Annotated in this window: 19 protein-coding genes; 12 read left to right on the top strand and 7 right to left on the bottom strand. The window is 62.2% G+C overall.

The genetic code is table 11. The annotated features are described in order from the left end of the window. The first annotated feature begins 13 nt into the window (after positions 1–13). Together lgt and ACFZPT_RS02295 are read left to right on the top strand one after the other, a co-directional pair. Positions 14–826: a prolipoprotein diacylglyceryl transferase gene (lgt, locus tag ACFZPT_RS02290; RefSeq protein ID WP_034101323.1), complete on the top strand. Its 813-nt coding sequence runs from the start codon at positions 14–16 to the stop codon at positions 824–826. Positions 827–884: 58 nt separating this feature from the next. After that, the gene (locus ACFZPT_RS02295) at positions 885–1,718 is read left to right on the top strand and encodes a thymidylate synthase (protein WP_034101322.1); all 834 of its coding nucleotides are present in this window, start codon (positions 885–887) and stop codon (positions 1,716–1,718) included. A 144-nt stretch (positions 1,719–1,862) separates the two neighbouring features. On the opposite strand, the gene cadR is transcribed toward ACFZPT_RS02295, so the two are convergent. Then, positions 1,863–2,303, bottom strand: coding sequence for a Cd(II)/Pb(II)-responsive transcriptional regulator (gene cadR / locus ACFZPT_RS02300; protein ID WP_034101321.1), 441 nt, complete (start codon positions 2,301–2,303; stop codon positions 1,863–1,865). An 85-nt stretch (positions 2,304–2,388) separates the two neighbouring features. Here cadR and ACFZPT_RS02305 point away from each other — a divergent pair, with 85 nt between their 5' ends. From ACFZPT_RS02305 to ACFZPT_RS02335, 7 genes are all read left to right on the top strand, one after another. Further along, positions 2,389–4,641 carry a heavy metal translocating P-type ATPase gene (locus ACFZPT_RS02305; RefSeq protein WP_034115397.1) on the top strand — a complete coding sequence of 751 codons (2,253 nt, stop codon included), beginning with the start codon at positions 2,389–2,391 and terminating at the stop codon, positions 4,639–4,641. Positions 4,642–4,656: 15 nt separating this feature from the next. Continuing rightward, positions 4,657–5,520 (top strand): LysR family transcriptional regulator, encoded by an 864-nt coding sequence (locus ACFZPT_RS02310; protein WP_034115396.1) that lies wholly within the window; start codon positions 4,657–4,659, stop codon positions 5,518–5,520. A 236-nt stretch (positions 5,521–5,756) separates the two neighbouring features. Further along, on the top strand, positions 5,757–6,821 hold the full coding sequence (locus ACFZPT_RS02315) for a putative 2-aminoethylphosphonate ABC transporter ATP-binding protein (RefSeq protein ID WP_034115377.1): 1,065 nt from the start codon (positions 5,757–5,759) through the stop codon (positions 6,819–6,821). A 1-nt stretch (position 6,822) separates the two neighbouring features. After that, the gene (locus ACFZPT_RS02320; RefSeq protein ID WP_034115376.1) at positions 6,823–8,535 is read left to right on the top strand and encodes a putative 2-aminoethylphosphonate ABC transporter permease subunit; all 1,713 of its coding nucleotides are present in this window, start codon (positions 6,823–6,825) and stop codon (positions 8,533–8,535) included. Between the two features lie 22 nt (positions 8,536–8,557). Then, positions 8,558–9,580: a putative 2-aminoethylphosphonate ABC transporter substrate-binding protein gene (locus tag ACFZPT_RS02325; protein WP_034101316.1), complete on the top strand. Its 1,023-nt coding sequence runs from the start codon at positions 8,558–8,560 to the stop codon at positions 9,578–9,580. A gap of 119 nt (positions 9,581–9,699) precedes the next feature. Further along, entirely contained in the window at positions 9,700–10,833 is a 1,134-nt protein-coding gene (locus ACFZPT_RS02330) for a TIGR03364 family FAD-dependent oxidoreductase (protein WP_034115375.1), read from the top strand. After that, entirely contained in the window at positions 10,833–11,393 is a 561-nt protein-coding gene (locus ACFZPT_RS02335; RefSeq protein ID WP_034115374.1) for a phosphonate degradation HD-domain oxygenase, read from the top strand. The genes ACFZPT_RS02330 and ACFZPT_RS02335 overlap by 1 nt, the downstream gene beginning before the upstream one ends. Here the strand turns inward: ACFZPT_RS02335 and ACFZPT_RS02340 are convergent. Both ACFZPT_RS02340 and ACFZPT_RS02345 read right to left on the bottom strand, forming a co-directional pair. After that, positions 11,384–12,751, bottom strand: coding sequence for a DUF3482 domain-containing protein (locus tag ACFZPT_RS02340; RefSeq protein WP_034101312.1), 1,368 nt, complete (start codon positions 12,749–12,751; stop codon positions 11,384–11,386). The genes ACFZPT_RS02335 and ACFZPT_RS02340 overlap by 10 nt on opposite strands. Further along, on the bottom strand, positions 12,744–14,123 hold the full coding sequence (locus tag ACFZPT_RS02345; protein ID WP_034115373.1) for a DUF2868 domain-containing protein: 1,380 nt from the start codon (positions 14,121–14,123) through the stop codon (positions 12,744–12,746). Before ACFZPT_RS02345 ends, ACFZPT_RS02340 begins: the two co-directional genes overlap by 8 nt. Before the next feature lie 69 nt (positions 14,124–14,192). Between ACFZPT_RS02345 and ACFZPT_RS02350 the strand changes: the two genes are divergently transcribed. Beyond that, the gene (locus ACFZPT_RS02350; protein ID WP_034101310.1) at positions 14,193–14,705 is read left to right on the top strand and encodes a dihydrofolate reductase; all 513 of its coding nucleotides are present in this window, start codon (positions 14,193–14,195) and stop codon (positions 14,703–14,705) included. 78 nt (positions 14,706–14,783) lie between these two features. Here ACFZPT_RS02350 and ACFZPT_RS02355 read toward each other — a convergent pair whose 3' ends face one another. Further along, positions 14,784–16,175 carry an L-cystine transporter gene (locus ACFZPT_RS02355; protein WP_034115372.1) on the bottom strand — a complete coding sequence of 464 codons (1,392 nt, stop codon included), beginning with the start codon at positions 16,173–16,175 and terminating at the stop codon, positions 14,784–14,786. A 241-nt stretch (positions 16,176–16,416) separates the two neighbouring features. On the opposite strand from ACFZPT_RS02355, the gene ACFZPT_RS02360 reads away from it, so the two are divergent. Continuing rightward, positions 16,417–17,478, top strand: a complete 1,062-nt coding sequence (locus ACFZPT_RS02360) for a hypothetical protein (protein ID WP_034115371.1) — start codon at positions 16,417–16,419, stop codon at positions 17,476–17,478. A 141-nt stretch (positions 17,479–17,619) separates the two neighbouring features. On the opposite strand, the gene ilvD is transcribed toward ACFZPT_RS02360, so the two are convergent. The 3 genes from ilvD to ACFZPT_RS02375 form a co-directional block, all read right to left on the bottom strand. Next, complete coding sequence (gene ilvD / locus ACFZPT_RS02365; RefSeq protein WP_034101306.1) at positions 17,620–19,461, bottom strand: dihydroxy-acid dehydratase; 1,842 nt, start codon at positions 19,459–19,461, stop codon at positions 17,620–17,622. 228 nt (positions 19,462–19,689) lie between these two features. Then, entirely contained in the window at positions 19,690–20,877 is a 1,188-nt protein-coding gene (locus tag ACFZPT_RS02370; protein WP_034115370.1) for a Bcr/CflA family efflux MFS transporter, read from the bottom strand. Positions 20,878–21,039: 162 nt separating this feature from the next. Further along, complete coding sequence (locus ACFZPT_RS02375; RefSeq protein ID WP_034115369.1) at positions 21,040–22,236, bottom strand: class I SAM-dependent rRNA methyltransferase; 1,197 nt, start codon at positions 22,234–22,236, stop codon at positions 21,040–21,042. Positions 22,237–22,502: 266 nt separating this feature from the next. On the opposite strand from ACFZPT_RS02375, the gene ACFZPT_RS02380 reads away from it, so the two are divergent. After that, positions 22,503–23,315: an HDOD domain-containing protein gene (locus ACFZPT_RS02380; protein ID WP_169867689.1), complete on the top strand. Its 813-nt coding sequence runs from the start codon at positions 22,503–22,505 to the stop codon at positions 23,313–23,315. The last annotated feature ends 15 nt before the right edge of the window (positions 23,316–23,330 follow it).

Consider the following 23,330-nt stretch of genomic DNA (forward strand, 5'->3'; position numbering starts at 1 on the left):
ACGAGGAGTCGCAATGCTGCCTTACCCGCAGATCGACCCGGTGGCCCTGGCCATCGGTCCGCTGAAAATCCACTGGTACGGGTTGATGTACCTGATCGGCATCGGCGGCGCGTGGTTGCTGGCGTCTCGGCGCCTGAACCGTTTCGACCCAACCTGGACCAAGGAGAAACTCTCCGACATGGTGTTCTGGTTGTCGATGGGGGTGATCGTCGGCGGACGCCTGGGGTATGTGCTGTTTTACGATTTGTCGGCGTATATCGCCAACCCGATGCTGATTTTCGAAGTGTGGAAGGGCGGCATGGCGTTCCACGGCGGCTTTATCGGCGTGATGATCGCGGCCTGGTGGTTCGGTCGGCGCAACGGCAAGTCGTTCTTCCAATTGATGGACTTTGTCGCGCCGCTGGTGCCGATCGGCCTGGGCGCCGGGCGCATCGGTAACTTTATCAACGCCGAGTTGTGGGGCAAGCCGACCGACGTGCCGTGGGCCATGGTATTCCCGCCGTTCAGCGACCCGGCCCAGTTACCGCGCCATCCGTCGCAGCTGTACCAGTTCGCCTTGGAAGGTGTGGCACTGTTTCTGATTCTGTATATCTTCTCGCGCAAACCGCGCCCGACCATGGCCGTGTCCGGCATGTTCGCGCTGTTCTACGGGATCTTCCGGTTTATCGTCGAATTCGTACGGGTGCCGGATGCGCAGCTGGGTTACCTGGCGTGGGGCTGGCTGACCATGGGCCAGATCCTCAGCCTGCCGATGATCCTGGTCGGCCTGGGCCTGCTGTGGTGGGCGTACAATCGCCCGCAGCCGCTGAAGAACACCGCGCTTTAAATTCGAACGCCTGGGCCCAGCCGCGCTGGGCCCAGGCTTCAACGAAACGGGTATCCACATGAAGCAATATCTCGAACTGCTGCACGACGTCGTGACCAATGGCCTGACCAAGGGCGACCGCACCGGCACCGGCACCAAGGCCGTGTTCGCTCGCCAGTATCGGCATAACCTGGCCGACGGCTTCCCGCTGCTGACCACCAAGAAGCTGCACTTCAAAAGCATCGCCAACGAGTTGATCTGGATGTTGAGCGGCAACACCAACATCAAATGGCTCAATGAAAACGGCGTGCGCATCTGGGACGAATGGGCCACCGAAGACGGCGACCTGGGCCCGGTCTACGGCGAGCAATGGACCGCCTGGCCGACCAAGGACGGCGGCACGATCAATCAGATCGACTATATGGTTCACACCCTTAAGACCAACCCCAACAGCCGTCGCATCCTGTTCCACGGCTGGAACGTCGAGTACCTGCCCGACGAAACCAAGAGCCCCCAGGAAAACGCGCGCAACGGCAAGCAAGCCCTGCCGCCGTGCCATCTGCTGTATCAGGCGTTCGTGCATGACGGTCACCTGTCGATGCAGTTGTATATCCGCAGCTCCGACGTGTTCCTCGGCCTGCCATACAACACCGCCGCCCTGGCGTTGCTGACCCATATGCTGGCTCAACAGTGCGACCTGATCCCCCACGAGATCATCGTTACCACCGGCGACACCCACGCTTACAGCAACCATATGGAACAGATCCAGACCCAGCTGGCGCGCACGCCTAAGAAGCTGCCGGAATTGGTGATCAAGCGTAAACCTGCGTCGATCTACGACTACAAGTTCGAAGACTTCGAGATCGTGGGTTACGACGCCGATCCGAGCATCAAGGCCGATGTGGCTATCTAGAGCCTGACGCTGTCCAATATGGGAGGGGGCTAGAGCCTGACGCTGTCCGAAGTGGGAGAGGGCTTGCCCCCGATTGCGGTAGGTCAGCTGAAATACCGCATCCAGGGCAAGCCCCCATCCACATTTGAACAGTGTTCGCATGAGTCAATGCCCGTGGCTCCTGCCTACGTGTGAGGGCTCGGCCTCGCTCGCCAGCACTCCGCCGTTGACCTCCAACCGCTGCAAAATCCCGCAGTGATCCCCGCCCCCACAGCGTTGGCGCAGGTCCAGCAATTGTTCCTGCAAGGCCAGCAGCCCGTCGATGCGCGTCTTTACATGCTGGATATGCTCGTCGATCAACGCATTGACGCTTTCGCACTGGTCCTGAGGGCTGTCGCGCAGGCTGAGCAGGCTGCGGATTTCCTCAAGGGTCATGTCCAGGCTGCGGCAGTTGCGGATAAACACCAGCCGTTCGCTGTGCGCCTGGGTGTACACGCGGTAGTTGGCATCGGTGCGCGCCGGGGGGGGCAGCAGGCCTTCCTTCTCGTAGTAACGGATGGTCTCCACCGGGCAGTCGGTGAGTTTGGCCAGTTCGCCGATCTTCATCGCAGCAATCTCCAAATGGGTGCTTGACCCTATAGTGGCTACAGGGTCTTTACTTGGCAACAAGCACTCTTACGGACGCCACAGCATGAGCGATTCCCACCACACCCCGCATAAACATGATCACACCCACGATCATGGCACTGAAAAACTCACGCCCGTACACAATCACGGCCACGGCGGCTCCTGCTGTTCCGGTGGCCCCGCGCCTGCGGTGGTGACACTGAGCGAAGCACCCACCGCCGGTTCGCGCCTGAGCACCTTCCGTATCGAAGCCATGGACTGCCCCACCGAGCAGACGCTGATCCAGAACAAGCTGGGCAAGCTCGCTGGCGTGCAACAGCTGGAATTCAACCTGATCAATCGCATTCTCGGCGTCACCCATGACCTGCCGAGTACTGCGCCGATTATCGATGCGATCAAATCCATCGGCATGCAAGCCGACCCCATCGAAGAGGGCGCGCCCGCAGCTACTCCCCCGGCCAAGAAACATTGGTGGCCGCTGGCCGTGTCGGGTCTTGGGGCGTTAGGCGCCGAAGTCCTGCACTTCACCAATGCCGCGCCGACCTGGGTGATTGCCTTGGTGGCGCTGGTGTCGATCCTCAGCGGCGGCCTTGGCACCTATAAAAAGGGCTGGATCGCCCTGAAAAACCTCAATCTGAACATCAACGCGCTGATGAGTATCGCGGTCACCGGCGCGATTCTTATCGGCCAATGGCCGGAAGCGGCGATGGTGATGTTCCTGTTTACCGTGGCCGAGCTGATCGAAGCCAAGTCCCTGGACCGCGCGCGCAATGCCATCAGCGGTTTGATGCAGATGACCCCGGAACAGGCCACCGTGCGGCAGCCTGACGGCAGTTGGGTTGAACAAGAGGTTAAAAGCATCGAACTGGGCGCTGTGGTGCGGGTAAAGCCCGGTGAGCGCATCGGCCTGGACGGTGAGGTGACCGCGGGTCAATCCACTGTCGATCAGGCGCCCATTACCGGTGAAAGCCTGCCGATTGAGAAGACGGTGGGCGATAAAGTCTTCGCCGGCACCATCAATCAGGCCGGTTCCCTGGAATACAGCGTGACGGCGGCGGCCAACAACTCCACCCTGGCGCGGATCATCCACGCGGTGGAACAAGCCCAGGGCGCGCGGGCTCCGACCCAGCGCTTTGTGGACAGTTTTTCCAAGATCTACACCCCGGCTGTGTTCCTGTTCGCACTCGGCGTGGCAGTGATTCCACCGCTGTTCATGGCCGGCGCCTGGTTCGACTGGATCTACCGCGCGCTGGTGCTGTTGGTGGTCGCGTGCCCCTGTGCGCTGGTGATTTCCACGCCGGTGACCATTGTCAGCGGCCTGGCCGCTGCGGCGCGCAAAGGCATCCTGATCAAGGGCGGCGTGTACCTGGAGGGCGGTTACAAGCTCGATTACCTGGCCCTCGACAAGACCGGCACAATCACCCACGGCAAACCCGTGCAAACCGACTACCTCGCGCTGTTCCCCACTGTCGAAGACAGCGCGCCGGCCCTCGCCGCCAGCCTGGCGGGGCGTTCCGACCACCCCGTGTCCCTGGCAATCGCCAACGCAGCTGTGGATAAAAACCTGCCGACCCATACTGTGGATAACTTCGAGGCCCTGGCCGGGCGCGGCGTGCGAGGCGATATCAACGGCGAAACCTATCACCTGGGCAATCACCGCCTGGTGGAGGACCTGGGCCTGTGCTCGCCAGCGCTGGAAGAGAAACTCTTCGCCCTGGAGAAACAAGGCAAGTCGGTCGTGCTCCTACTGGACAAATCCGGCCCGCTGGCGCTGTTTGCCGTGGCCGACACCGTCAAGGACAGCAGCCGAGAAGCCATCCAGCAGTTGCATGAATTGGGCATCAAGACCCTGATGCTCACCGGCGACAACACCCACACCGCCCAGGCGATTGCGGCGCAGGTAGGTATCGATCAAGCCCAGGGCGATTTGCTGCCCACCGACAAACTCCACGCCATCGAAACCCTCTACACCCAAGGCCGTCGGGTGGGCATGGTCGGCGACGGCATCAACGACGCTCCGGCCCTGGCTCGCGCCGAAATCGGCTTTGCCATGGCCGCCGCCGGCACCGACACCGCCATCGAGACCGCCGACGTGGCGTTGATGGACGATGATCTGCGCAAGATTCCGGCATTCATTCGGTTGTCGCGGCAAACGTCGAGTATCCTCAAGCAGAACATCGCCCTGGCGTTGGTGATCAAGGCGATCTTCCTCGCGGTGACGTTCATGGGCATGGCCACCATGTGGATGGCGGTGTTTGCCGACATGGGCGTGAGCCTGCTGGTGGTGTTCAATGGCCTGCGCCTGCTGCGCAAATAGACAAGAGAGGGTGGTGTGCTGAGTGCCGAGCTGAAGGCGTTTTTTATGGTCGCCCGCCTGGGCAGCATTACCCAGGCGGCGAAAAAGCTCGGCCTGAGCCAGCCCACGGTCACCACCCAGATCCGCAACCTGGAAAGCCAATACGGCGTCGAGCTGTTCTATCGCGGCGGGCGCCGCCTCACCGTCAGCGACGAAGGCGCGCGGCTGTTGCCGATGGTCAAGACGCTGTTGCAGCAGGAAGCCGATATCGAGTTTTTCCTGCGCAACAACGGTCAGTTCCAGGGCGCACTCAGGATTGCCGCAACGGCGCCGTACTACATCCTGGATCTGGTCAAAGCCTTTCGCGAGCGCCTACCCCAAGTGGAGGTGTCGGTGGAAATCGGCAACTCGCAGCAGGTGCTCGAAGCGCTGGATGACTACCGCGTCGATGTGGCGGCGTCCTCACAGCTGCTCGACGACCCACGGCTGATACGTCGCGTCCTTGGCACCGACCCGCTGGTGCTGGCGGTGCATCGCAACCATCCCCTGGCCAAACTCGATCATGTGCCGTTGAGCGCGCTCGCCGGACACACCCTGTTGATGCGCGAGGTCGGCTCCACCACACGCCGCCTGACCGAAGACATGCTGCGCGGCGCTGGCGTGAACTACGGGCCGCTGCTGGAAATCGGCAGCCGTGAATCGATCCGCGAGGCGGTGTTGCGCAATATCGGCATCAGCATCATCGCCCGCCAGGAAGTGCCCCATGACCCGCAGCTCAAGGTGCTGACCCTTGAGCATGCGCCGCAGATTCCGGAGTATCTGTACTGCCTCAAAGAACGAAAAGGCGCTCGCCTGCCGGCGGCGTTTTTGGGGTTGGCCCAGGAAATGTCGCCAATCTAAAGCCTTGTAGTGGCTTTGGGGACCAATCGGGGGCAAGCCCCCTCCCACATGTTGAATTGTGAATGCCTTTAAGTGTGGGAGGGGGCTTGCCCCCGATTGGCGATACCCCAGCAACTCAGTTCGAAGAGTCCTACACAAATCTGCGAATACCACTATCGCCGCGTTTTGCCTTCCTGCCACAAGAGCGACGCATTGCCTGCCTAGCATGGCCTTCATCCGTTTGATGAGGTGCCACCATGAACACAGCCCTGACCCAACCCGGCGCGCCCATGAAAGTGCGCGGTATCCAGAAGCGCTTCGGTGCGTTCACCGCGCTGGACAACGTCTCCCTGGACGTCGCCGCCGGCGAACTGGTGTGCCTGCTGGGCCCGTCCGGCTGCGGCAAGACCACCTTGTTGCGCTGCATTGCCGGCTTGGAGCGCCAGGACAATGGCGAACTTTACCTGGGCGGCCGTGACGTTTCCCTGCTGCCGCCGCAGGCGCGGGACTACGGCATTCTGTTTCAGTCCTACGCGCTGTTTCCGAACCTGACCGTCGAAGCGAATATCGGCTATGGCCTAACCGGCAGCGGCCGCGACGAAGTGCGCCAGCGTGTCGGCCAGATGCTGGAGCTGGTGGGCCTGGTGGGCAGCGAAAAGAAGTACCCCGGTCAACTCTCCGGCGGCCAGCAGCAGCGGGTCGCCCTGGCCCGCGCGCTCGCGCCGGCGCCGTCGTTGCTGCTGCTGGATGAGCCGATGTCGGCCCTCGATGCCCGGGTGCGCGAGCACTTGTGCACCGAACTGCGTCAGCTGCAACGGCGCCTGGGCATCACCACCTTGATGGTGACCCATAACCAGGACGAAGCCATGTTGATGGCCGACCGCATTGCCGTGATGAACAACGGTAAGGTCGAGCAATACGCTACGCCGCAGGAAATCTACGACCACCCGGCCACGCCGTTCGTGGCGGAGTTTGTCGGCCAGGGCAACTGGTTGCCGTTCAGCCGCAACAGCATCAGCCATGCCCAGGTCGGCGGGATGACGATGCGCCTGGCCGATGACGCCGGTAGAGCCAAGTCCGGTCGGCTGTTCTGCCGCCCGGAAGCGATCAGCGTCAACCCTCCCGTGCACGAAGAAAACCTCTTCCCGGCCAAGGTCCGTGAGATCACCTTTCTCGGCAACCGCTGCCGCATGAGTTTTGAACTGGAGCACCTGCCCGGTCATCCGCTGCTGGCCGAACTCGCCCCCGAAGCCATGCCGCGCCTGGGTGCCCAGGACATCTGGGTGGCTTTGCCGCCGCGCAGCCTACAGGTGTTTGCCTGAGATGGCCGCAGTGATGAGCTTGCCTGCAACGCGTCAGGTGTCCCGTGCCGAGTGGGGCGACCGCATTTTTGTGGTCGGGGGCAAATGGCTTTGGCTGAGCCTCCTGAGTGTCGCGGTGTTGCTGCCGTTGCTGGCGATCTTCTGGCGTGGTTTCAGCAACGAGGCCGGGCAGGGTGGCGGCCTGGTCGCGGCGCGGGAACTGCTCACCAGCGCCAACTTCCACTGGTTGCTGGGCAATAGCCTGAAAGTCTCTCTCAGCGTGGCGGCCATCGTCGTACCGCTGGCCTACCTGTTTGCCTACGCGCTGCAACGCACGCTGATCCCCGGCAAAGCGATCTGGCGCGGCTTGTCGCTGTTGCCGCTGATGGCGCCGTCGATGTTGCCGGGCATTGCGCTGGTGTACCTGTTCGGCAACCAAGGCCTGTTGCGCGGGTTGATCGCGGAAAATATCTACGGCTTCTGGGGCATCGTGCTCGGTGAAGTGATCTACACCTTCCCACACGCCCTGATGATTTTGCTGTCGGCGCTCTCGCTGGCCGATGCGCGCCTGTTCGATGCCGCCTCAAGTATGGGGGCCAGCCCGGCGCGGGCGTTTCGCAGCATCACCTGGCCGGCCACGCGCCAGGCGGTGTTTGCCGCGTTCTGCCTGGTGTTCACGCTGACCATCACCGATTTCGGCGTGCCTGTGGTGGTCGGCGGCGATTATCAGGTGCTGGCGCTGGAAGCCTACAAGGCGGTGGTCGGTCAGCAGCAGTTCGGTCGCGGTGCGTTGATCGGCATGGTGTTGCTGTTGCCGGCGCTGTTCAGCTTCGCTGTGGACGCATGGTTGCGCCGTCGCCACGGCGATGCCATGAGCGGCCGCGCCCAAGTCTTCCGCCCGGCGCCGTCGCGCTTGAGGGACGGTTGCTACCTGGCCATCGTTCTATTGATCTGCGCGGTGCTGCTGCTGGTATTCGGCATGGCGGTGTATTCCTCCCTGGTGAAGTTCTGGCCGTACAACCTGTCGCTGTCCCTCGCTCATTACCAGTTCGAGGACACCGCCGGCGGTGGTTGGCTGGCCTACCGCAACAGCCTGACCATGGCGCTATGTACGGCCGTGATCGGCAGCGTCCTGATCTTCAGCGGCGCCTATCTGATGGAAAAGACCAAGGGCCAGAAACACCTCAATCTGGCGCTGCGCATGCTCAGCTTCGTACCGATGGCGGTGCCGGGGTTGGTGCTGGGCCTAGGCTACGTGTTCTTTTTCAACCTCAACGGCAACCCGCTGCATGTGTTCTACGGGACCATGACCCTGCTGGTGGTGTGCACCATTGCTCACTATTTGACCACCGCGCAGATGACCGCTACGACCGCGCTGCGTCAGCTCGATGCGGAATTCGAAGCCGCCGCGCTGTCCCTCAAGGCGCCGCTGTACCGCCATTACCTGAAAGTCACGGTGCCGATCTGCCTGCCGGCCTTGCTGGATATCGTGCGCTACCTGTTCGTGTCGGCGATGACTACCGTGTCCGCCGCGATTTTCCTCTACAGCCCCGACACCATCCTTGCCGCCGTCGCCGTGTTGAACATGGACGACGCCGGGAACGTGGGCGGTGCGGCGGCCATGTCCACCCTGATCCTGTTCACCTCGGCCAGCGTTTCGTTGCTGCTGGCGTGGGCATCGCGCGGCGCGCTGCGTCGCTCCCAAGCCTGGCGCCAGAGCGCGCCCGGCCAATAAACAACCCTGAAGGAGGTTCCTCATGTTCAAGCCCCTGGCGCTGGTCGCTGCCGTACTCACCGCATTCAGCCTGAATGCCTTCGCCAAAACTGATCTCACCGTGTATACGGCCCTCGAAGCCGAGCAGTTGAAGACCTATAAAAAGGCCTTCGAACAGGCGAACCCCGATATCGAAATCAAATGGGTGCGCGACTCCACCGGGATCATCACCGCCAAGCTGCTGGCCGAAAAAGACCGCCCCCAAGCCGATGCCGTGTGGGGCCTGGCTGCATCGAGCCTGGCGATCCTCGACCAGCAAGGCATGCTGGACAACTACGCGCCGAAGGACCTGGACAAGATCGGCAAGAATTACCGCGACCCTGCCAACCCGCCCGCGTGGGTCGGCATGGACGTGTGGGCCGCGACAATCTGCTTCAACACCGTCGAAGCCGAGAAGCAGGGCCTGACCAAGCCGGTGAGCTGGCAAGATCTGACCAAGCCTGAGTACAAAGGCAAGATCGTGATGCCCAACCCGGCCTCATCCGGCACCGGCTTTCTGGATGTGAGCGCCTGGTTGCAGACCTATGGCGAGAAGCAAGGCTGGCAGTACATGGATGACCTGCACCAGAACATCGGCCAGTACGTTCATTCCGGTTCCAAGCCTTGCAAGTTGGCGGCTTCCGGTGAATTTCCGATCGGGATTTCCTTCGAATACCCAGCGGTGCAGTTGAAACGCCAGGGCGCGCCACTGGACATCATCCTGCCCAAGGAAGGCCTGGGCTGGGACATCGAAGCCACCGCCGTGATGAAAGGCACTGCCCATGCCGATGCGGCGAAAAAACTCGCCGACTTCTCCGCCAGCCCCGCAGCCATGGAGCTGTACAAGGACAACTTCGCAGTCCTCGCCCAGCCGGGCATTGCCAAGCCGCAGACCGAATTGCCGGCCGACTACGAACAACGCCTGATCAAGAATGACTTTGCCTGGGCTTCGAAAAACCGCGACAGCATCCTGGCCGAATGGCGCAAGCGCTATGACGGTAAGTCGGAGAAGGTCGCGGGCCAGTAATTACTCGGGTTTTGGCTGAAGGTCCTAGCGGGGGCGAGCCACCTCCCACATTGAAAGGCATTCAAAAGGTGGGAGGGGGCTTGCCCCCGATAGCGGTCTTGAAAACAGGACATCACTACATGACACAGCACAGCGACCTACTGATTGTCGGCGCCGGCATCCTTGGCCTGTCCCACGCCTACGCCGCGGCTCGACGCGGCCTCAAGGTCAAGGTGTTCGAACGCAGCGCTACGCCCTTGGGCGCCTCGGTACGCAACTTCGGCCAGGCTTTGGTCACTGGCCAGCCACCGGGAGCGATGCTCGATCTGGCGCGGCAAAGCCGTGCTATCTGGGGGCATTGGGCTCAGGTGGCGGGTCTGCAACTCAAGCGCAACGGCGCCTACCTGTTCGCCCGCACCGAAGCGGAAGAACACCTGCTGGAAGCCTTCTGCGCCGGGCGCGCGCAGGAACACGGGTACAACGTGGAGCTGCTGCAAGGTGCGGCGATGCGCGATTTGTACGGCGGCCAGTTCCGCCATCACCGGGCCGCTTTGCATGGCCGCGACGATCAGCAACTGTATTCACGCGAGGCGCTCCCGGCGCTGATCCGCTACCTGAGGGAGCACCTGAACGTGGAATTTCACTTTTCCACCCTGGTGCGCGATGTCGAGCCGGGCCTGTTGCACAGCACCGCCGGCAGCTTTCGCGGCGAACAGATCATCGTTTGTTGCGGCCATGACTACCAAACCTTATTGGCCGAAGCGTTGGCCGAACTGCATCCGAGTATCTGCCGCTTGCAAATGCTGCGGGCGCGACCGGCGCTGAATCTGAACCTGCAGCATGCCTTGCTTACGGGTCTCAGTTGCGTGCATTACGGCGCATTTGCCGACTTACCGGAAGCGGCGGCGGTTCAGGCGCAAATCCTGCGCGAAGCGCCGCACCTGCACGAGCACGGAATTCATCTGTTGATCAGTCCTACGCCCTATGGCGAGCTGATCATCGGCGATTCCCATGATTACGGCCTGGATGCGTCGCCCTTCAACGGCGAACAGGTGGACAACTGGATGCTCGAACTGGCCGAGCAGACCCTGGGCTGTGGGATCCAGGTGGTCGAGCGCTGGCAGGGGGTCTATGGCGCGCGCGGGCCGGGACCGTTTTCTTTCGTACGGGCGGCGCCGGGGGTCAGTGCCGCGTTGATGCATACCGGCGTGGGCATGAGCGTGGGGCCGGCGCTGGGCGAGCGCAACGTCGCGGCACTGTGGGGTGAGGCGTGATGCATCCTGAACAGGTGATTGCCGAGGTGTTCGGGCTGTACGAACAGCACGGCACGGCGGACTACATCGGCGAAGCGGTGTCGCAGATCGAACATATGTCCCAGACCGCGCAACAGGCCGTGGCCGAAGGCTTCGATGACGAAGTGGTATTGGCGGCGTTTTTTCACGATATCGGCCATCTCTGCGACCAACGTGCCGAGAGCATGGGCGGTTACGGCGTGGTCAGTCATGAGCGGCTGGGGGCGGATTACCTGCGCCGGGCCGGTTTCAGCGAGCGCTTGGCCAGGCTTGTGGAATATCACGTCCAGGCAAAGCGTTACCTGACCTTCAGCCAGCCCGACTACTACGCACAACTGAGCGAGGCCAGCCGCCGCACCCTGGCGTATCAAGGCGGCGTGATGAGCGCCGTCGAGGCCCGCGCCTTTGAACAGGACCCGCTCTGCGCGGTGAGTGTGCGTCTGCGGTATTGGGATGAGCAGGCCAAGCAGGCCAACGTGCCGCTGCTCGACCTTGCATGGCTCAAAGCCAAGGCTCGGCGGTTGCTGACGGCTCAGTCCTGATCGAGGCGCTCGGCGAGGGCGTCGATCTGTTCCTGGCGCTCGGCCTGGCTCAGTTTGGCGTGAGGGTTGAGGGACGACCATTGCGGGTGGGCGCGGGCCTTATGCAGGGCGTCGGGTAATTTGCCTTCGCGCCAGGTTTTGTCCTGGGGTGTGTCGACTTTGATGCTGTGCATCGCCGCATGGCCGCGCAGGTTGAGGGCTTTGAGCAACTGGCGTTGGCGCAGGGCGAGCAGGCGCAGCACGCTGTCGTCCACGGTCAACTCGCGGTGGCCCTTGAGCTTGCCCATCAAGCGATTGCCGTAGCTGCGCGCGGTTTGCAGCGCGCCCCCAGCGATGGCGCCGGCCAGGGCGGCGGCGCCGAGGGTCAGGCCGCCGACCAGCAGGTCCACCCCCGCGCCGGCCGCCGCACCGGCAGCGATGCCTCCGCCGACGCGCACGCCGAGTTGCTTGAGGGTTTCCGGGTTGAACAGGTCGTCGCCCCAACGCCCGTCCAGCAACGGCAGATCACTGGCGGCGGCGTCCTGGGGGCGGAACCCGAACAGTTTGAGCAAGGCTTCCACACACTTTTGTTCCCGTTGGCGTACGGCCTTGCGCAGTTCGCCGATGGCGTTGTGTTCGTCCTCGCTGACCACACTGCGCCGGCACGCGGCGCAGTCGATCAGCAGCTCGGCGATCAACCGCGCCGCGCTTTGCTGGCGAGCCTGGCGCTGGGCTTGCTGATCAAGCATCAACCGCTCCAACTGCGGCCGGGCGTTTTCCAGCAGGAGCGCCAGGCTTTCATACAGACGCCGTTCGCCGTCTTCGGGCGGCGCCACGCTGTCGAAGCGCACCAGCGCATGCAAACCCAGGCGGGCCAAGGCTTCGCGCCAATCGGGCTCGCGGTGGTCGCTGCTGCTGACAAAGTTGAGCACCGGCAACAACGGCTTGCCGCAACTGGCCAGCACCTGCAGCTCGTCGCGGTACTTGGCCAGCACCGGTTCGCGGGCATCGATCACGTACAGGCCGGCGTCCGAGGCCAACAGTTGGCGCAACACTTTGGCTTCTTGTTCGAAGCGTTGGCGCGCTTCGCTGCCCTCCAGGAAGCGCGCCAGGCGTGCCGGGCCGTCGAGGCGTTCACCGGGGCGGTCCAGGCGTTCCAGGTAATCGAGCAAGGCGATGGCATCTTCCAGGCCGGGCGTGTCGTACAGCTCCAGCAAGGCTTCACCGTCCACCGACAAGCGTGCGCCTTCCACATGACGCGTGGTGCTGGGGCGATGGGACACTTCGCCGAAGCCCACGTCGCGAGTCAGCGTGCGCAACAGCGAGGTTTTGCCGACGTTGGTGTGGCCGACCACGGCGAGTTTCAGAGGCTTAGTCATGACCGGTCTCCAGCCAGTTCAGCGGCGCGCAGTCGGCGAAGGGAAGGTCGAGCTGTTGCAGCGCGTTGTGCCAGTCGCCCAGGCGCTCGGCGTCCAGCGCCTGGCCGGGCGGCGCTTGCAACAGCCAGACGCGGGTGGCGCTGGCGCTGCGGGCCAGTTCGGCGATCAGCGCCAGGCTGCCGCGATCCGGCGAGCGCCGAGGGTCGCAGGCGATGGCCAGGCGCGCGGGCGGGAAGCGGCTGAGTTGTTCGAGGAGTTTGTGGCGCGATTCGCGGCTGTCGAGGATGCCGGCGTTACTGACGTTGGCGGGCAGTTTGGGCGGCCAGGGGTATTGGTCGTCCAGCTCGATGGCTACCAACAGGGCGCCGGCGCTGTGCTGTTCACTGACGCCGCCAGTGACGGCGTGCAGGTGTTCGGGCGCAGCATCATTGACCCCAAGGCGCTCGCTGCTCGGCATCAGGCGTTCGCGCAGTTGGCTATAGCCGGGCAGGTTGAGGTCCAGGCGCAGGGCCGCGCGCCCGCGTTTCCAGCGCCACAGGCACAGCAGGGCGAGGGTCAGGCGCGGCAGCAGGCCGTAGACCAGCAGCACGCCGACCAGCCAGGCGGCCCAGGCTTGGCGGGCGCTCTCGATATTCAGGGCGCAATCCCCGCTGGCGCGGATCATCTCTACAGTCGGCACATTGAAGCCGAGCAGGGCAGGCAAGGTGCCCAGTGCTTGTGTCACGGCCACGAAAGTATCGGCGCCGAGGATGGTGGTTTCCCACACGAAGCCGTAGCGACGGGTGGCGAGTAATGTCAGAAGGATCACCAATGCACTGAGCAATGCCAGCAGCCACAGGCTGTTGACCAGTACGCCTACGGCCCAGCGATTGAGTTTCTGCCGTTGCAACAGCAGTAACAGGGCCGGTGCCAACTGCGCGGCCTTGGCATCGCGCGCGAATTTTTCGCTGAGCCACAGCCACAGGCGCCCGAGGCTGGCGCTATGTTCGCCGGCAAATAGCAGGCCCAAGGCCCAACTGATCAGCAGAATCAGGTTCAGGCCGAGCAGGCTGCCCAAGGCCCAGAACACGTTCACTGGCGCCGATCCGTTGCCCAGCGCGGCAAACGCCAGGCCGGCGCCGCTGACCACCGCGAATATCGCCAGCAGCACCAGGGCCAGGCGCGCGCCTTGTAACCAGCGGGTAAGGGCGACCACCAGGCCATCGCGCTCGGCCAGGTGCAAGGCGCGGCATTGAATGCGCGTTGGCAGGTCGCCTCCGGCCGCGCGGGCCAGGCGGTTGGCTTCCAAGTCTTCGAGGTTGCCGGCGTGTTCTTCACGCAGGCGCACGGTTTCGGTCAGCCAGAGTGTGTGGAGCGAGTTCAGTGCAGTCACGCGCTGTCCTGTTGAGCAAGTGAGCCTGGAGCATAACTGCTGACTCGCGGCTCTGGTATTCTCGTCGCCATGAAAAAAACTCTCCCTCTAAGCCTGATCGCAGCCCTCGGTGAAAACCGCGTGATCGGCGTCGACAACCGCATGCCCTGGCATTTGCCGGGGGATTTCAAATATTTCAAGGCCGCCACCCTCGGCAAGCCGATCATCATGGGGCGCAAAACCTGGGACTCCCTGGGCCGACCGCTGCCGGGGCGCTTGAACCTGGTGGTCAGCCGTCAGACCGGCCTGGCGCTTGAAGGTGCGGAAGTTTTTCCGTCACTGGAGGCCGCCGTCGAGCGTGCCGAGGCATGGGCACTGGAGCAGGGCGTGGACGAGCTGATGTTGATCGGCGGTGCGCAGTTGTATGCGCAGGGCCTGGAACAGGCCGATCGCCTGTATTTGACGCGGGTGGCGTTGAGCCCGGAAGGGGATGCATGGTTTCCGGAGTTTGACCGCGGCCAGTGGACGCTGGTGTCGAATACTGAGAATGCGGCTGAGGGCGACAAGCCAGCCTACAACTTTGAAGTCTGGGAAAAAGCCTAAAAGCATCGGGGGCAAGCCCCCTCCCTCATTGATATGCACGCCAAATGTGGGAGGGGGCTTGCCCCCGATAGCGGTCTATCAGGCCTGCGCTAACTCCGCATGCTCATCCGCCTCCAATAACCCCTTATCCGTCTGTCCCATGATCTGGCTGGTAATCGCACCGGCTGTCATCGAACCGTTCACGTTCAACGCCGTGCGGCCCATGTCGATCAGCGGCTCCACGGAAATCAGCAGCGCCACCAGTGACACCGGCAAGCCCATCGCCGGCAGCACGATCAGCGCGGCAAAGGTCGCGCCGCCGCCCACGCCGGCAACGCCTGCCGAACTCAAGGTCACAATCGCCACCAGGGTCGCGATCCACAGCGGGTCCAGCGGGTTGATGCCCACGGTCGGCGCCACCATCACGGCCAGCATGGCAGGGTAGAGGCCTGCGCAGCCGTTTTGGCCAATGGTGGCGCCAAACGAGGCGGCGAAACCGGCGATGGACTGCGGGATGCCCAGTCGACGAGTCTGCGCTTCGATGCTCAAGGGAATGGTCGCTGCGCTGGAGCGGCTGGTGAACGCGAAGGTCAGCACCGGCCACACTTTGCGCAAGAAGCGCAGCGGATTGATCCCGGCCACCGACAACAGCAGGCCGTGCACCACGAACATCAGGCCCAGGGCCAGGTAGGACACCAGCACAAAGCTACCGAGCTTGATGATGTCTTGCAGGTTGGAACCGGCGACTACCTTGGTCATCAGCGCCAACACACCGTAGGGCGTGAGCTTCATCACCAGGCGCACCAGGCGCATTACCCAGGCTTGCAGGGTGTCGATGGCATTGAGCACTTTCTGGCCTTTTTCCACTTCGTCCTTGAGCAGTTGCAGCGCGGCCACTCCCAGGAACGCGGCGAAAATCACCACGCTGATGATCGACGTCGGCTTGGCCCGCGCCAGGTCGGCGAATGGGTTGGCTGGCACGAACGACAGCAGCAGCTGCGGGATATTCAGGTCGGCGACTTTGCCGGCGTAATCGTTTTGGATCACCTGCAGGCGCGCCATTTCCTGAGTACCGGCCACCAGGCCCTCGGCGGTGAGGCCGAACAGGTTGGTCAGGCCGATACCGATCATCGCCGCAATTGCGGTGGTGAACAGCAGGGTGCCGATGGTCAGGAAGCTGATCTTGCCCAGGGACGCCGCGTTATGCAGGCGCGCCACTGCGCTGAGGATCGAGGCAAATACCAGCGGGATCACGATCATTTGCAGCAGTTGCACGTAGCCATTGCCGACCAGATCGAACCATCCGATGGAGGCTTTGAGCACCGGGTTGCCGGCGCCATAGATGGTATGCAGCGCCACGCCGAACACCACGCCCAGTACCAGCGCCAATAGAACCTTTTTGGCCAGGCTCCACTGAGTGCGGCGGGTTTGTGCCAGGCCCAGCAATAGGGCCAGGAACACCAGTAGGTTGAGAATCAGCGGCAGATTCATTTGAACTCCATTGTGAGGGCGCCAATCGCCTGAGCCTGCGATTGCGAACCGGGGAGCCTAACAGCTTGATAAATAATGAATTAATACCGATATGGAATGGTAACTGTCGTTTTTGGAATAAGTGTTTGACGCTCACGCGCATGGCCTTGGCGGAAACGGGACGCGTGCGGTCGCGCTCGAAGCGGGAATTGTCACAGGGATTTGCTAGCGTCGGTGTCTTTCACTCAGGGAGACAACGCCTATGAAGCTCGCGCCGACACTATTGGTATCCGCCGCATTCTGCCTTGGCTTGGCCAGCCAGGCGTTCGCCGCCACCGAGTTGAAACATTGGCCCGCCCCGGCCGCCAAGCAACTGAACGAGATGATCGCCGCCAATGCCAACAAAGGTAACTTCGCGGTGTTCGACATGGACAACACCAGCTACCGCTACGACCTCGAAGAGTCGCTGTTGCCCTACATGGAAAACAAGGGGCTCATCACCCGCGAAAGCCTGGATCCATCGCTCAAGCTGATGCCGTTCAAAGACACTGCCGACCACAAGGAAAGCCTGTTCAGTTACTACTATCGCCTGTGCGAAGTGGACGACATGGTCTGCTACCCATGGGTCGCCCAAGTGTTCTCCGGCTTCACCCTCAAGGAACTCAAGGTCCAGGTCGACGAACTGATGGCCTCCGGCAAGCCCGTGCCGGTCAGTTATTACGAAGGCGATGTGGTCAAGACGTCCGAAGTGCAGCCGCCGAAAGTCTTCACCGGCCAGGCCGAGCTGTACAACAAGCTGATGGAAAACGGCATCGAGGTGTATGTGATGACCGCCGCTTCCGAAGAGCTGGTGCGCATGGTCGCTGCCGATCCGAAGTACGGCTACAACGTCAAACCCGAGAACGTCATTGGCGTGACCACTTTGCTCAAGGACCGCAAGACCGGCGAACTGACCACCGCGCGCAAACAGATCAGCGCCGGCAAGTATGACGAGAAGGCCAACCTCGGTCTGGAGCTCACCCCCTACCTGTGGACCCCGGCGACCTGGATGGCCGGTAAGCACGCGGCGATCCTCACCTACATCGACGAATGGAAAAAGCCGGTGATCGTCGGCGGCGATACACCGACCAGCGACGGCTACATGCTGTTCCACGATGTGGACGTGGCCAAGGGCGGTATCCACCTGTGGGTCAACCGCAAGGACAAATACATGGCCCAGCTCAACGGCATGATGGCCAAGCACGCCGCGGCCCAGGCCAAGGAAGGCTTGCCGGTGACGGCGGACAAGAACTGGGTGATCGTCAAGCCGGATGAAATCCAGTAACTGCTCAAAAATGTGGGAGGGGGCTTGCCCCCGATTGCAGTAGTTCAGTTGCAAATGTGCTAACTGGCGCGCTGGCATTGAGATTTGGCCAGGCAAAAAAAATGCCCCGCACTTGGCGGGGCATTTTTATGGGCGCAGGTCTTACAGACCGTCGAGCATCGCCTTGTTACGCACAGCACCCTTATCGGCGCTGGTGGCCAGCAGGGCATAAGCCTTCAGCGCGGTGGTCACTTTACGTGGACGTTTTTCAACCGGCTTCCAGCCTTTTTTGTCCTGCTCAACCCGGCGCGCCGCCAGTTCTTCGTCGCTGATCAACAGGTTGATCGAGCGGTTCGGAATGTCGATCAGCACCTTGTCGCCATCCTGCACCAGGCCAATCGCGCCACCGGCAGCAGCTTCCGGCGAAGCGTGGCCGATGGACAGGCCCGAGGTGCCGCCGGAGAAACGGCCGTCGGTCAACAGCGCACAGGCTTTGCCCAGGCCCTTGGATTTCAGGTACGAGGTTGGGTAGAGCATCTCTTGCATACCCGGGCCGCCTTTGGGGCCTTCGTAGCGGATGATCACGATGTCGCCTTCTTTGACTTCGTCGGCGAGGATGCCGCGTACGGCGCTGTCCTGGCTTTCGAAGATCTTGGCGTTGCCTTCGAACACATGGATGGACTCATCCACGCCGGCGGTTTTGACCACGCAGCCGTCGAGGGCGATGTTGCCGTACAGCACGGCCAGGCCGCCTTCCTTGGAGTAGGCGTGCTCGACACTGCGGATGCAGCCGTTTTCACGGTCGTCGTCGAGGGTGTCCCAGCGGGTCGACTGGCTAAATGCGGTCTGGGTCGGGATGCCCGCCGGGCCGGCCTTGAAGAAGGTGTGCACGGCTTCGTCGTCGGTCTGGGTGATGTCCCACTTGGCGATGCCTTCGGCCATGGTCTTACTGTGCACGGTCGGCAGGTCGGTGTGCAGCAGGCCGCCACGGGCCAGGGAGCCGAGGATCGAGAAGATCCCGCCAGCTCGGTGCACGTCTTCCATATGGTACTTCTGGATGTTCGGCGCGACTTTGCACAGTTGCGGCACATGGCGGGACAGGCGGTCGATATCGCGCAGGTCGAAATCGATCTCGGCTTCCTGGGCCGCGGCCAGCAGGTGCAGGATGGTGTTGGTGGAACCGCCCATGGCGATGTCCAGGGTCATGGCGTTTTCGAAGGCCTTGAAGTTGGCGATATTGCGCGGCAATACCGACTCATCGTTCTCGCCGTAGTAACGCTTGCACAGCTCGACGATGGTACGGCCGGCTTGCAGGAACAATTGCTCGCGGTCGCTGTGGGTGGCCAGGGTGGAGCCGTTGCCCGGCAGCGCCAGGCCGAGAGCCTCGGTGAGGCAGTTCATCGAGTTGGCGGTGAACATGCCGGAGCATGAACCGCAGGTCGGGCAGGCGCTACGCTCGTATTCCGCGACCTTCTCGTCAGAAGCGCTGGAATCGGCGGCGATGACCATGGCGTCCACCAGGTCCAGACCGTGGGAGGCGAGCTTGGTCTTGCCGGCTTCCATCGGGCCGCCGGAGACGAAGATCACCGGGATGTTCAGGCGCAGGGCGGCCATCAGCATGCCGGGGGTGATCTTGTCGCAGTTGGAAATGCACACGATGGCGTCGGCGCAGTGGGCGTTGACCATGTATTCCACGGAGTCGGCGATGATCTCGCGGCTCGGCAGCGAATACAGCATGCCGTCATGGCCCATGGCGATGCCGTCGTCCACGGCGATGGTGTTGAATTCCTTGGCCACGCCACCGGCGCGTTCGATCTCGCGGGCGACCAGTTGGCCCAGGTCCTTGAGGTGGACGTGGCCGGGTACGAACTGAGTAAAGGAGTTGGCAATCGCGATGATCGGCTTCTTGAAGTCGTCATCTTTCATCCCCGTGGCGCGCCACAATGCGCGGGCGCCGGCCATGTTGCGGCCGTGGGTGGATGTTTTCGAGCGGTAATCTGGCATGGAGCACTCCGGGCGGCTAATCAGGTACTAAACAGGGGAGTGAGCTTCTATTGACGTCTGGAACACTCAGAAATAGCCGTGTGTCCGGAGGTTGCCTCTAACGCTGCGGGATCGCCGCGCGCCGTGGCCTTGAGCTCATAAACCCGCCGGGGGATGACTGGCGATGAATAGGGCCGATTCTACACCGCTGGCGGCTGGAGGGAATGGGCGCAAGCGTGAAGTGGGCCCTTAGGCCGCGTGCGCAGACCTTTGCTCCCTGGCGTTCAGGCCCATGCCGATACCGCTCAGAACCAGAAAGGTGATCGCCAGCACGTTCATCACCTGTTCGCCCGACTGGCTGACCAGGCTGCTGACCAAACCGCCACAGACAAAAATAATCACGTTTCCCGCCGACGCGCAGGTCCCGGCGGCCAGCGGGAATCGGCCCATGGCGCGGGAGGTTGCAATGGGGCGGGTGATGGTCGTTCCGGCGGTACAGAGGACCATCGGCAGCATCACTGTCATGACCGTCAGGCCCCACAAGTGATAGAGCGCCAGCATTAATACGCCCGCCGATGCGATCAGTCGCTGACCGGTGACGATCTGCGTATTGCCGTCCATCCATCGGTTCATCCAGCCCGCAGCGATGCCACCCAACACGTAGGCGGCGCCATAGAGCAGCAAGACCAGGGCAAACCGGTAAGGCGTAAGGCCCAATTGCTCCATCAGGATGATGGGCGACACAACGATAAAGGCGAAATGGCAACCGAAGGCCAGTGCCGAGATCAGCCAGTAGCCGACGAAACTGCGGTCACGCAGCACCTGTCGGTAGGCGTTCACAATCGAGAGTCGAGTATCGGAGGGCGGGCTTGGAGCGTCGAGTAGGAGCCAAGCCTTGAGGATCAATAACAGGCCAATGATGACAAACACCTGAAAGCTGCCGCGCCAGTCGAGCCAGGTCTGCAACCAACTGCCGAACAACGGTGACACGGAAATACAGATGCCGCTGGCCGTGACCATGGCAATGCGCAATCGCTCTTGTTCTTTGCCGATGAATAGATCCTGCACCAGTGCCTGGGACAGTACGAAACTGCCGCACCCGACCGCCTGGATCATTCGGAAGACCATAAACCAGGCAAAGTCCTGCGCCATGGCACAACCCGCCGAGCCCATGACGGCGACGCCCATACCGATTATCAACACACGCTTGCGCCCCAGGCGGTCGGACAGCGGTCCGACCAGCAGCAGCGATAACGATAAACCGATTGAAAACAGACTCACCGATAACGCGATATCGGCCACGGCCGTATCGAAGTAGCGAGCCATGGAGGGAAAGGAGGGCAGAATCACGTCCAGGGGAAATACGCCGAGGATCGTCATGTTCATCAGCAAGGCGATGGCGGCGGTTTTTCGGGCGGGGGAGGTCAGGTGGGTCATCGAGGAGGGCTCAGACCTTGAATGAGGGCTGAGAATCGATTTGAAGAGAGAACCCGGTCAATGCCCCATAGGGCGATCAGTGCTGTCTGAAATTTCGCAAAGAAGTGTGGGGGCGGCTGCCCCCACACATGAGCCGTTTACAAATGAACGGTCAGGCCAGCATCAGCTATTGGGCAACAACCGGCACGTAATGCTCTTGATATACCGCGTCTCCACGATCGCCGGATGCACCGGATGATCCGGACCCTGGCCGCCGCGTTCCAGCATCTGGATATTGCGGTCCAGATGGCGGGCGCTGGTCAGCAGGATGTTTTGCAGATCGTCTTCTGGCAGGTGCATGGAGCACGAAGCGCTGACCAGGATGCCGTCCTTGCTGAGCAGGCGCATGGCTTGCTCGTTGAGGCGGCGGTAAGCGCCTTCGCCGTTTTTCATGTCTTTTTTGCGTTTGATGAAGGCCGGTGGGTCGGCGACGATCACGTCGAAGCGCTCTTCGCTGGCTTTGAGTTCCTTGAGGGCTTCAAAAACGTCGCCTTCGATGCAGGTCATTTTCTCGGCGAAGCCGTTCAGCGCGGCGTTGCGCTCCACGCCGTCAAGGGCGAAGGCCGAAGCGTCGACGCAGAACACTTCACTGGCGCCGAACGCCGCGGCTTGCACGCCCCAGCCGCCGATGTAGCTGTACAGGTCCAGTACGCGTTTGCCTTTGGCATACGGCGCCAGACGGGCGCGGTTCATGCGGTGGTCGTAGAACCAACCGGTTTTCTGGCCCTGGATCACCGGGGCTTCGAACTTCACGCCGTTTTCTTCCAGCGCCACCCACTCCGGCACCAGGCCGAACACGGTTTCGACGTAACGGTTCAGACCTTCGGCGTCGCGTGCGGCGGAGTCGTTCTTGAACAGGATGCCGCTGGGCTTGAGCACTTGGGTCAGCGCGGCGATCACGTCGTCTTTATGGGCTTCCATGGTCGCCGAGGCGATTTGCACCACCAGAATGTCGCCGAAACGGTCGACCACCAAGCCCGGCAGCAGGTCGGAATCGCCGTAGACCAGGCGGTAGAACGGCTTGTCGAACAGGCGATCACGCAGGGACAGGGCAACGTTCAGGCGGTGCACCAGCAGCGACTTGTCCAATGGCAACTTGATGTCGCGCGACAGCAGGCGGGCGCAGATCAGGTTGTTCGGGCTCATGGCCACGATGCCCAGGGTCTTGCCGCCGGCAGCTTCCAGGATGGCTTGGTCGCCTGCCTGGAAGCCGTGGAGTGGGGTGGCGGCCACGTCGATTTCGTTGCTGTAGACCCACAGGTGGCCGTTGCGCAAACGACGATCGGCGTTGGCTTTGAGACGCAGGCTTGGCAGGGACATGACGTCGCTCCGGAAAAAAGAGCGGGAGTATACCCTTTGCGCGCCGGTTCATGTGGGAGCTGGCTTGCCTGCGATGCCGACGGCGCGGTGTATCTGACGTACGGCGGCGATGCTATCGCAGGCAAGCCAACTCCCACATTGATCGGGTTTTTGAGGTGTCGGTCAGCTTTGCTTAGGGGTTAGAATCGCGGCCTAGCCCGGAGTGTGTACTTATGTCCCAAGAGCTTACCGCCGAACAGATTCAACAGGCCCTGCAAGGCATCAGCGTGCCGCCGCAGCCGCAGATCATGGTGGATTTGCAGATGGAGCAGTACATGCCCGATCCGGATCTGGACGTGATCGCGCGGCTGATCTCCCAGGACCCAGGCCTGTCCGGCGCGCTGCTGAAAATCGTCAACTCGGCGCATTACGGCCTGAGCAACAAGATCGCCTCGATCCAGCGCGCGGTGAACCTGCTGGGCAGCCGTTCGGTGATCAACCTGATCAATGCTCTGTCGATCCGCGGCGAGATGAGCGATGAAACCATCGTCACCCTCAACCGCTTCTGGGACACCGCTCAGGATGTGGCCATGACCAGCCTGACCGTGGCCAAGCGCACCGGTTCTCAGGCGGTGGACGAAGCCTATGCCCTGGGGCTGTTCCACGATTGCGGCGTGCCGCTGATGCTCAAACGTTTCCCCAACTATATGGCGGTGCTCGAAGAGGCCTATGCCAACGCCGGGCCGGACTGCCGCGTGGTCGATACCGAGAACAACGCGTTCAATACCAACCATGCGGTGGTGGGTTACTACACCGCCAAGTCCTGGCGTTTGCCGGAACATGTGACCGACGCGATTGCCAACCACCACAACGCCCTGGCGGTTTTCAGCGATGAGTCCTCGCGCAATGCGCCGCTGAAGAACTTGTTGGCGATCCTGAAAATGGCCGAGCACATCTGCGCGTCCTATCGGGTGCTGGGCAACCAGTCGGTGGACCATGAGTGGAACGCCATTGGCCACCTGGTGCTCGATTACGTAGGCCTGTCGGACTACGACTTCGAAAGCATGAAGTTGTCGATCCGCGAATTGGGCGCGAACTGATTTATTACCCAAGAG

It is taken from the genome of Pseudomonas sp. MD330_10 (assembly GCF_042610415.1).
Lineage (GTDB): Bacteria > Pseudomonadota > Gammaproteobacteria > Pseudomonadales > Pseudomonadaceae > Aquipseudomonas > Aquipseudomonas rhodesiae.